This is a genomic window from Moorena sp. SIO4E2, assembly GCF_010671945.1.
GTDB classification, from domain to species: Bacteria; Cyanobacteriota; Cyanobacteriia; order Cyanobacteriales; family Coleofasciculaceae; genus Moorena; species Moorena producens.
Map to the genome: position 1 here is coordinate 1 of NZ_JAAHIE010000021.1, position 11325 is coordinate 11325.

7 protein-coding genes and 2 pseudogenes are annotated in these 11325 nt (G+C 44.1%); 8 read left to right on the plus strand and 1 reads right to left on the minus strand.

From position 1 onward, the window contains the following. The 4 genes and pseudogenes from F6K37_RS45375 to F6K37_RS04550 all read left to right on the plus strand — a co-directional run. Positions 1-127: pseudogene (locus F6K37_RS45375) on the plus strand (SpoIID/LytB domain-containing protein); the annotation flags it as partial. A gap of 952 nt (positions 128-1079) precedes the next feature. Then, positions 1080-3869 (plus strand): SLBB domain-containing protein, encoded by a 2790-nt coding sequence (locus tag F6K37_RS04540; protein ID WP_287248466.1) that lies wholly within the window; start codon positions 1080-1082, stop codon positions 3867-3869. A 204-nt stretch (positions 3870-4073) separates the two neighbouring features. After that, positions 4074-6326, plus strand: coding sequence for a GumC family protein (locus tag F6K37_RS04545; protein ID WP_287248468.1), 2253 nt, complete (start codon positions 4074-4076; stop codon positions 6324-6326). Then, complete coding sequence (locus tag F6K37_RS04550; protein ID WP_287248471.1) at positions 6289-6417, plus strand: hypothetical protein; 129 nt, start codon at positions 6289-6291, stop codon at positions 6415-6417. Before F6K37_RS04545 ends, F6K37_RS04550 begins: the two co-directional genes overlap by 38 nt. 139 nt (positions 6418-6556) lie before the next feature. Here F6K37_RS04550 and F6K37_RS04555 read toward each other — a convergent pair whose 3' ends face one another. Further along, positions 6557-6742, minus strand: coding sequence for a hypothetical protein (locus tag F6K37_RS04555; protein WP_287248473.1), 186 nt, complete (start codon positions 6740-6742; stop codon positions 6557-6559). A 63-nt stretch (positions 6743-6805) separates the two neighbouring features. Here F6K37_RS04555 and F6K37_RS04560 point away from each other — a divergent pair, with 63 nt between their 5' ends. The 4 genes and pseudogenes from F6K37_RS04560 to F6K37_RS04575 all read left to right on the plus strand — a co-directional run bounded on the left by F6K37_RS04560 (position 6806) and on the right by F6K37_RS04575 (position 11089). Beyond that, positions 6806-8173, plus strand: a complete 1368-nt coding sequence (locus F6K37_RS04560; protein WP_287248475.1) for a metallophosphoesterase family protein — start codon at positions 6806-6808, stop codon at positions 8171-8173. Positions 8174-8319: 146 nt separating this feature from the next. Next, a pseudogene (locus F6K37_RS45380) lies at positions 8320-8500 on the plus strand (hypothetical protein); the annotation flags it as partial. Between the two features lie 716 nt (positions 8501-9216). Further along, positions 9217-9912: a DUF4365 domain-containing protein gene (locus tag F6K37_RS04570; RefSeq protein WP_202799246.1), complete on the plus strand. Its 696-nt coding sequence runs from the start codon at positions 9217-9219 to the stop codon at positions 9910-9912. Positions 9913-10534: 622 nt separating this feature from the next. Beyond that, positions 10535-11089 carry a CAP domain-containing protein gene (locus F6K37_RS04575; protein ID WP_009149789.1) on the plus strand — a complete coding sequence of 185 codons (555 nt, stop codon included), beginning with the start codon at positions 10535-10537 and terminating at the stop codon, positions 11087-11089. Positions 11090-11325: the final 236 nt, after the last annotated feature.

Consider the following 11325-nt stretch of genomic DNA (forward strand, 5'->3'; position numbering starts at 1 on the left):
TGGAGCTGGAGCACGCTATTCAACCGTAGCTGCTCAGAGCATTATTGCTCGCACCTACGCCTTGCGGAACCGACGCCGATTTAATGTTGACGGTTACGAACTCTGTGCCGATACTCACTGCCAGGTTAAGATGAAATTGATGTGTAGCGGTGTGAGCGCGAAGAATTGGTATTATATTTCTTGGCCAAGATTTAGAGACTATTTTAGAAATATAGCGTTTCTCATAGTAATCAGGTACACATAATTTTTTCCCTATTCCCTATTCCCTGTTCCCTATTCCCTGTTCCCTATTCCCTGTTCCCTATTCCCTGTTCCCTATTCCCTATTCCCATTAACCCAAGACGAAAGTACCTCACCCAAGGTCAAACTGCTATAATCAAGTATAATTACTTATTGACAAAAGAACCGTCACTTTAACGTCTTAGCAATGCTATCATCCGGGCAGGGTTCTCAATAGACTTCGCGGCAGTTGTCGGGAACAGGGAACAGCGGATCACCGGAACAGTGGACAAAAATTGACGCAAAGCGATGCAGAGGTGCGACCCGTGGCGAATTTAATTCGCCTACGGAAAACGCACCATTACGGTCTTGGGAAGGCAGCGCGGTCTTGGGGGTCTCCCCCATGAGCGACTGCCGTGGTTTCCCCCACTCGCTATTGCATCAAGAACACTATCAGAAAAATACTTTTGCAAGAGGTCTAATGATTGCAGCAAAAGAATCCTGTAGGGAATAATCCTGATAACTACACTAAGACCAGTATTAAGGATAGAGGTGCATTAACTTAGGTCCGTGACAGTTACCCTCAGCATCTCCCCGTAGTGACTCTTTAACTATATTTAGTTACTATAAGTAGTATTGAACTTTCAAAAGCTATTGGTAACAGCTCAACATTACTGCCAAGACAAAACTAACCCAAGTTAGATTAACAACGTTAGGTTAACAAATCCATAACTGGTTTTAGATAAATTTTTTTACTGTATAATCAGCAAATTTTCTGTTGCTGGATAAACCTTAGTGATCAAATTTTCGAGGTGCTTATTCCAAAAATTGGAGTTTGTTGAAGTCGATAAAATAATCTTATGCTTAGAGCCTTAGTACTGATTCCGATGTCAGCCGCCGCTAGCTATTCTTTAGGGTTTGGGCTGAGTAACAATTGGAATTACAACGATCATCCTATTGTCCAACTGATTTCTGGTGATCAATCAAGAAAGGTCAGTTACTCCAATCAAGGAAAAAACGATACCAATCTGCCAAAGTCACCAACCGTTACTTTACCACAAACGTTTGCTAAGCCAAAGTTTTCCCTTACCCAATCTCAGTTAAACCAAAGTAATTCACAGCCAACCCTACCAGGGCTCACCCGACAAACCGTTAGCCCAAAAAACTTTGCAAAGATTCAACCATCCCTTCCTCCTACAACCGTTATTCCGCCAGAGATAGTTAAAACACTACCGATTGATCGAATTGTTGCTCGCTCCGTTGGCGGTGATTTGCTCACAATGCGATTTGAAACAGTCGATGCAGCTCCAGTGAAAGTACCGAAAACACCGCAAGCTGAGATGATTTCCCCAATAGCTAAGGTGGAGAAACAAAAGAAATCGGAGTTAGGAGCAAATGCCAACAATACCAATAGACCTCTGGAGAAATTAACCTTTAGCTCAGAGGTGACTTGGGTTAATGGCTCGTTTTACCAGATGTCTAATCAAGCAGAGGATCATCCCGAGATTGTCTTTACAGTCGATGCAGCTCCAGTGAAGGTACCGAAAAAACCCCGAGCTCAGATGATTTCCACGTTTACCCCAGTTAGCCAAAGTTCCCTCCCTTTGCCAGGTGCTCCCACTCCAGAATTAGTGACAGCACAATCTGAAATACCAGCTCCAGGGATAGCTAAGGTGGAGAAACAAACGAAATCGGAGTTGGTAGCAAATGCCAACAATACCAATAGACCTCTGGGGAAATTAAGCTTTAGCTCAGACGTGACTTGGGTTAGTGGTTCATTAGACTTCTTTCAGAAGAGGGAACAGCGGATCTGGGAACAGGCAACAGTGAACAAGAATTCACGAAAAGCGATGCAGTCGGCCAAAGAGGGTTCCCAAGGGGTTTACAAGGTGCGGACGCAGGTGACCCACACAGCTCCTCCCCACTCGCTATTCCATCAAGAACAGTATCAGAAAAATACTTTTGCAAAAGGTCTATTGTCCCAGAGGTCTAATCAAGTAGAGGATCATCCTGAGATTATCCTTGCCGATGCCAACTTAGCTGCTTCTGGGAAGTTAGCTATGGTTACATTCAGGGAATTACTGCCTAATGGTGAACAGCTGAGGGAGATTCTACCTGCTCCGACTCTTGCTCAATCGACTATTGCTCAATCGACTATTGCTCAATCTACACCAACACCGTCCCAAGGTCAGTCGTCCCAAGGTCAGTCGTCCCAAGGTCAGTCCACAGAAACCCTACCTGTGCCCACCTTTGAGCAACCTACCCAGACACTACCATCGTCCCAAGGTCCCACAGAAATCGTACCTCTGCCGACCTTTGGTAAACCTACCCAGACACTACCATCCCCCTATCCTACTGATTTTACCACTCCTGTACCTGCTGTAGAGCCAGTTAGCCCCGTTATAGACCAGACTTATACCCTTGGTGCAGGTGATTTGATTCTAATTACTATTTTCAGGGTTCCGGAGTTTAGTGGCCAACAACAGGTTGGTGTGGATGGCTCTCTGAAGTTGCCCTTAGTTGGGAAACTGACCGTTGACGGCATGACCTTAGAAGAAGCCGAAATCGCGATCGCAGCTAAATATCAATCGGAATTGCGTTCTCCTGCGATCACGGTTAGTTTACTACAACCCCGCCCGTTACAAATCGCTATTTCTGGGGAAATTAAACAACCAGGCTCCTACGTTTTACCTTTAATCAATAATGCTCAGTTTCCCAGTCTCGCTCAAGCGGTGCAGCTTGCTGGAGGTATGACCCAATCGGCGGATTTAGAGCGAGTCGAAATTCGGCGTACTCAACCTTCTGGTATCACCGACACTATTACCGTCAATCTCTCACAACTGCTGCAAGCAGGTGATTTGAGTCAAAACCTGATTTTGCGGGATGGGGATGTAATTATGATTCCAACCACCACTGAGGTGGACTTAGCCAAAACCGCTCAACTCGCAGCGTCTAACCTGGCTAGCACTGAGGAAATATCTGATGTTGCTGTGGTAGGGGAAGTCTTTCGACCAGGCGCTTACCGCCTAGAAGGAGGACAAAACGGCACTAGTCGCCCCACAGTTAGTCAAGCGATTCAAACCGCCGGAGGCATTAAACCCTCAGCTAACGTGCGGGAAATTCAAGTGCGTCGCCCCACTCGCGATGGCACAGAACAGCTGATTAACATTAACCTCTGGAAATTATTACAAGATGGCGACCTCAGTCAAGATTTGGCCTTGCAAAAGGGAGACACAGTGATTATTCCTACTGCCACAGAAATTACCGCCGTAGAAGCTGCTCAAATTGCCTCGACTAACCTTTCTCCAGATGTAATTCGGGTCAATGTTGCTGGAGAAGTGAAACAACCAGGAACAGTCGAAATGCCATCTAATACCACTCTTAATGAAGCGTTGCTTTCTGTGGGTGGATTTAATGAGCGAGCAGAAAAAATTGTGGAGCTAATTCGTTTTAATCCTGATGGTAGCCTAACGCGAAGGGAAATCGAAGTCAATTTTAAACAAGGAATTGATCCCCAAACTAACCCTCTGCTATCCCAGAACGATATTATCATTGCTGGTCGCTCCAGTTATACCCAAATTACTGATACCATATCTAACATTTTAGAACCAATTTTAAAAATTTTTAATCCTTTACGTTCCTTGTTTTAAATTAGATCTATATAAATACCTTAAAAAGTATTGATAATAAAACCATTAAAAATTATTTATTATTAATCCTGAATCATGACTGCTGAATTATAAATTTTAGAGCTTTTAATTGAAGGTGCCATATCTCTGTATAACCGGTACCAACAAACTCTTGTGTAGTCAACTGTTCTAGCATCCCCTTGATTAAATTGGAAGCGAAACTCAATGGTTCATAACTTTTCTCCCTCTCCTCCCTCAGTTCCGAGTAGTAACGGTAGCTTTCCCCCTTTACCTCAAGGGTCACCGTGGTTAGAATCAGAAGACAGTGAGTGGGATTTGGGCCGTTGGTTTGCGGTGGCGCGACGGCGAGGAGTAGTCATTGTAGGGGTAACAGTGACAGGGATATCCTTCGTCATCCCGAGAACTTTAAATGAAGAGCCAAGTTACCAAAGCAAATTTCGGATTTTAGTAGAGCCTGTTAATGCTGAAAATGACTTAGGCAATTTAACGCCTGGTTTAGGGAACCAAAACATTAAATCTAGTTTAGACTACCAAACCCAAATTCAAGTCCTGCGTAGTCCTGAGCTAATGGAAGTAGTGCTCGCAGAAGTACAAAAAACCTATCCCGAAATTAGTTATAATTCCCTAATTGGCAATTTAAAAATTACTCGCTTAGGGAAAACTAAGATCTTGGAAATCAGCTACCAGGGAAACGATCCGGATCTGATCCTCACTATTTTAGAGCAATTAGCCAAAGTCTACCTGAACTACTCCCTGAACGAGCGCCAGACTAACTTACGCCAAGGGATTCAATTCATTGAAAACCAGTTACCATCTTTACAAGCCAGGGTAAATGAACTGCAAAACCAATTACAAGCCTTTCGAGAGCGATATCAGTTTACTAACCCAGACAGCCAAGCTGAACTAATCGCTTCTCAAATTACCGCCTTGAAGCAGGAAAACTTAGCCCTTGAACAACAATTAGCTAAAAGCCGCTTCAATCTTGGTTCTCTACAAGAAGAAACTGGGGCTGTGGCCGCTCTTAGCGAAGCTCGACTATATCAGCAAATTATTGGTCAGTTAAGAGAGGTGGAAACGCAAATTGCTGCGGAATTAACTCGCTTCCAACCACAAAGCACGGCGATTCGACTTCTGCAAAATCAACGGCAAAACCTCCTGCCGATCCTAGAGCAAGAAGCAGAGCGAATTTTAGGATCCAAGTTAGCAGAAGCTGTAACTGAAGTGCAAAGGCTTGAAACCCAACGTCAAACCTTATTAGTTGCCCAAAAACAGCTAAAACAACAGGCTAAACAAATGCCTGCTTTAACCAGACAATATACCGACTTAGAGCTAGAAATACAAATTGCTACTGAGGGGTTAAACCGTTTTCGGGCTACCTGGGAAACCTTGCAAATCGAAGCCGCCCAAACTGAGATTCCTTGGGAAGTAATTGAAGCCCCAGTTCGGCCAGTGGCTCCCATCTCTCCTAATATCCAACGTAGTCTAACCTTGGGAGCTGTAGCTAGTATTGCTGTAGGCATTGGTGTTGCTTTAATATTGGAAAAATTAGATCACGTTTATCACACTGCCCTGGAACTAAAACAGCAAAGCAAACTCCATTTGTTAGGGAATATCCCCATTAATAAACAAATAGCAGCAACGCCAAGTAATAACTCCCTAGCCAAAGTAGGAGGTTTATTGTCTAAACCTTTTACGTGGCTAATACCAGCTTTGAAGCCAAAATCAACGCCTTACATCTATTATGGGGACTCCCAATCCTCACACTTTTTGGAAGCCCTACGAGTACTCTATACCAATATTCAATTACTGAGTTCAGACCGCCCAATCCGTTCTCTGGCAATCAGTTCAGCTCTGCCTGGGGATGGTAAGTCAACCATTGCTATTTACCTGGCTCAAACAGCGGCAGCCATAGGGAAAAAGGTGTTATTAGTTGATGCCGATTTGCGTAAACCCCAAGTTCATCCAAGATTGCAATTATCCAACCAGTTGGGATTAAGTAATTTAATTCTCCAAACCCTATCCCCTGAAGACGTAATTGAGCAAAAGTTACCTGTAGCTGGCTTATCAGTCCTAACCTCAGGTCAACTTGTTCCAGATCCTACCAAGCTGATATATTCCCATAAAATGACACAATTGATGGCAGGTTTCCACGAAACCTTTGACCTCGTAATTTATGATACTCCCTCAGTTTTGGGATTAGCAGACGCTACCTTGCTTACTCCTCACACCGATGGGTTGATTCTGGTAACTCGCGTTGGGAAAACATATCGTTCTGCTCTGACCCAAGCTCTTGAGAATCTGAAACTGTCTCAAATTCAGGTTTTAGGCATTGTTGCTAATGGTGTTAAAGGTGACTCTCTTAGCCCTTACAAGTACTACAAATCCGGTTACAAAGGCAATCCTCAACAACAGGATATGGATGAGGAGGAGAACCTTACCCCGACATTGTTCAAGTAAAAGGGAATCGGGAATCGGGAATCGGGAATCGGGAATCGGGAATCGGGAATCGGGAGCAGTTGGGATTCAAGCTAAGTTATTGATTATTTAAAATGAAAAAATTGATTTTATAGTTGTTGTATATTTTTATTAATTAAATTATATTAAAAATGCTTTAAATAACCTCAAACAAACTATTTTATGTTATTTAAATACCTTTTTAAAACGTATTTTTACTGATACTATTGTCGTTAATTATTATCCACTACTCCCGACTCCCTCGGTGCGCTTTCCGCATTAAGAATTAAATTCGCCACGGGTCGCACCGCTCCCGACTCCCTCGGTGCGCTTTCCGCATTAAGAATTAAATTCGCCACGGGTCGCACCGCTCCCGACTCCCTCGGTGCGCTTTCCGCATTAAGAATTAAATTCGCCACGGGTCGCACCGCTCCCGACTCCCGATTCCCTAAAATCCCAAATCTACCTCACCTATTTTAAACATGCTATATGACCCACCTATTGCTACTAAAATCGCTACAATCAACCAGTGCTTATGCTGGCGTAATCCTGGGATTATCAAGGAGGGAATTGACCAAACTCAGTTAGTCCTTGATGATGGTCAAAATGAACGTCCAGAATTTTCATTTCTAGTCCTTGGGGATACGGATTCAGATACGAAATATGGAGAGAAGCTGCAAGCACAAATTGCTCAACAATTACGTGAGCACATGGATACTTGTTGCTTTACGTTACACACAGGGGATCTCGTTTATCCCTTTGGGTCGGGTGAGTTTTATCTGGAGAAATTTCTTAAATTCTACCGAGAGGTTTTTGGTATTAGGAGTCCTGTCAAAAAAACTGACACTACTCGACTAGTCTTTAATCACCCGATTTTCCCTGTACCAGGAAATCATGATTACTATGACCTGACGTTTCTGCCCAGATTATTTGCTCAGTTAAGTTTACCTCTACGCCGTTGGTTAAAATCTCAGTTAGGGTTGACGCTAGGTTGGGATAGTTCTAACCAAGGCAAAGCCTATGCTCAAGCTTTTCTTGATTGCTTGAGTCAACCTCACAAGCGCAGTAATTTAGCTGAGTACCTCAACCAACACTATACTGCCAAGACCGAAACGGGAAGATGCCTGCGCTACCAACCTGGTCACTTTACCCGTCTACCTAATCGCTACTATACCTTTAGATATGGTGGCATTGACTTTTTTGCCCTTGATTCCAATACGTTTTGTATTTCTGGCTCTTCGTCTAAACCTAAGGCTGATCCTGACCTAGAGCAACTAGACTGGTTACAGCAACGGTTAATTGATTCTTGGCATGATCCTCAGGTACGGGGACGAGTGATCTATCTTCATCACTCTCCCTATTCAACGGAAACAACCCGATGGGAGCAGCCAGATGCGATCGCAGTTCGTGGCCATTTACGCCAAGTATTCGCTCAGGTGGCTGCTGCTCTTGGTTCCCTACCGGAAAAACGCCCACTGGTAGATTTCATCTTAAGTGGACACGCCCATTGTTTTGAGCATTTGCGTACCCTTGATACTAAACATGCTGACTCCAATTTAAATTGGCTGGTCTGTGGCGGCAGTGGTGCTGGTTTGCGGCGTCAGCGCAAAGATGGGGTTGAACTGATGGAAATTAGTCGGGGAGGTTATGTTCAAATGGTGGCGCGATCGCTTTTATTTATCGGACGCAAAGGTAAAGGCAGAACAGTGCGCTCTCCTCATACTTTCCTACGGATTGATGTACATAACGGTGTTCCCCCTAAGTTTGTAATTCGGCCATTTGTAGTTGAGAAACTCCAGAATCAGTGGAGTAGTAGTGCCATCAAACCCTTTGTGATCCAGAATTTATAGTAGTTCTCAATGCTAGCTCCCCATCTCCCCATCTCCCCATCTCCCCACACTTCCCATACTTCCCACACTTCCCACACCTCCCACACCTCCCACACTTACCTGTCTTAATCTGGTACTATTTATATAGTCATAGGTCAAAACAACAAATGAGTAAACTGCGCAACATACTAATGGGTGCTGGTATAGCAGCAGTAGGTGCGGTCGGAACTAAAATGGCTGTGGATTATTTCCGCAACCGTGTTGGCGTTCATCTATACCGATGAGGGTCGTAAGATGGTGGCTAGCGTGGGATATACTCCTGATGCAACGGATTACAATATCAATTTAGCTTGCGGCAAAAGAAGCCCCATAACTGCGATCGTGTTACGTGAGTGTGGGGGACGAAACCTTGTAGACGGGAGCCAAACTAATCGGTAGGTTATGAGTAATAGTTTTAAGTTGTCTGAAATAAGGCTCCCGTCTACTTACGGTAATTCCAGGGATGAATTTTGCACAGGGTATGCATGGAATTGCTATAATATATTTACTGATAAACAAAGCCGTTCGCGTAGCGTGGCCTACGGCCTTAAATGCTGGTTTGTTAGCAAAACAGTCTTAAAAAAAAGACCAAGAAAATAGAGCGGCAGCGATGCAGAGGTGCGACCCGTGGCGAATTTAATTCGACGACTGTAAGCGCACCTAAGCGGTCTTGGGGGTTTCCCCCACTCGCTATTGCATCAAGAGAGGGCAGTCCGTTCTTAAAGCCCAGCGCCTCCTAAGCAATAGCTGGATTGGCGCTTGTTGCCTACACTGATTCTATAGAATCAGTGTAGGAGCTGTCACACAGCACACCCTTCGCTGTTGAAGTGAATGGGGAACAAATTACCTCCGGTCAAGATCAAACTGGCGGAGCTGATGAAGTGGATTTTGTCCTAGCTGGTAGTTAAATCGGATTTTTCATTGGATAATCTCTGAATAATAAAAGCGATCGCTTGTCTACGGTGATAAGCGATCGCTTTTATTTCAAGCTAAACTATGATGATCTATACCAATTGTCATCAGGAGTGAGGTACACAGGATTTTTTTCCACTCCCGACTCCCTCGGTGCGCTTACAGTCGTCGAATTAAATTCGCCACGGGTCGCACCGCTCCCGACTCCCGCGCAACCCAGAACGAAAGTACTGACCCAATTGAAAACTGCTGTAAGCTATAGAGTAAACCATTTTTATTCCTTCCGGTCAATGAATAAAAATAAACGACCGAGAGAACAAATTATTGCTGATCTCAGTATCAATTATGTGGAACGATATATATTCTTATGTGGTTACTCAGTAGAACGAGTTGAGCTTGAGTACACTTATGGTTTTGACCTGATTATCTTTACCTATGATGCCAATTGTGAACTTGAAAATGGTAAAATTTACGTCAAGCTAAAGGCAACGGATTTTCTGAGCATGCTAGCCGCCGACCAAGAAACCATAGGCTTTCCCCTAGGACGCTCAGACATAGAGCAATGGTTAAAAGAACCAATGCCATGTATCCTAATTGTATACGATGCTCAAATCGATCTAGCCTATTGGCTGTACTTGCAAGCCTACTTTGAAAACTGGGAAAACTTTGACCCATGGCAAATGGAAGGAACGATTACGGTTAATCTTCCTAAAAAGAATATTGTCAATCAAGATGCCATTAAAAAGTTCGCTCGATATAAAAATGATGTGCTGCGACAGTTACCGGGAGTAATTCGTCATCGTGCTTAGAAAAGTTATTTTTCAAGAGTGTCAGCAGTCAGCATTCAGCCTTCAGCTATCAGCGGTCAGCTATCAGCGGTCAGCTCTGAGCAGATCAAAAAAATGATTACCTGTTTTCTTGATGCAAAGCGCGAGTGGGGGAAACCCCCGCAGGTCGGCGCTGCATCGCTTGTTCAAAAGCATCTCAAGTAGCGTGGCACAGGCTTCTAGCCTGTGAATTAGCCCATAAGCTGAATGCTGATAACTGATAGATGATAACTGATAACTGATAACTGATAGATGATAACTGATAGATGATAACTGATAGATGATAACTGATAAATAATAGCTGATATAAATTTAACTATTAATAGTTATAAAAAGGCATGATAATCAAGGAATGAAAATGCGATCGCCTTTCGGCCACACTAAGCGATTGGCCTTTCGGCCACGCTACGCGAACGCACAAAACCATCCTCTGGGAAATTCCCATAAACCTCAAAATTAGGGAACCTTTTCAGGGGAGGCTTAGTCGATAGATAGAGCAATCCCCTTGAAAAGCTGAATCGGATTGCTATATATATCTAGCGCCATATTAATGGCTACCGGGTGCAATCAGATCTGTTGCAGATATTGACCCATGAGGTAATTTATGCATAGAATTCAATTTTGGGCAATTGCTCCGCTTAGTTTGCTCGGATTATTTGAAATAGCGCTTCAGTCTAGCTCAGTTCTGGCTAACCCTTACTCCAATAACACTCTCCAGAGAGGTTCTCAGGAGCAGATAACTGTGCTAACCAGTAGCTCATCCTTAGCTAAATTCAATACTGAGTTGCTTGGACTAACCAATGCTGAACGGCGAAAAGCTGGCTTGCCACCATTACAGCTTTCTGCTGAGCTAACTCAAGCCGCACAGCTACACGCTGAAGATATGGTGCGCAATGGTTTTTTCAGCCATACTGGTTCAGATGGTTCTAAAATAAGCGATCGCGCTAAAGCAGCAGGTTACCTCTATTCCTATGTTGGTGAAAACATCGCCGCAGGTTACTCGACTCCTGCTCAAACTATTAGGCAATGGATGAAAAGCACTGGTCATCGCCGTAATATACTCAAGCCTCAGTATCAAGAAATTGGCTTTGGTTATGTCAGCGACCCTTCCAGTCCCTATCGCCACTACTGGGTGCAGGTGTTTGGTTCCCCTCGTTAATACTCAGTCGGGAGTCGGGAGCGGTGCGACCCGTGGCGAATTTAATTCGACGACTGTAAGCGCACCGAGGGAGTCGGGAGCGGTGCGACCCGTGGCGAATTTAATTCGACGACTGTAAGCGCACCGAGGGAGTCGGAATCCTCGTAAACCCCCTTAATAAGTAAGGGAGTTATATCATGTCAGGATAATTACCCTTAATAAAAATCTCCCCATCTCCCCACACCTCCCACACCTCC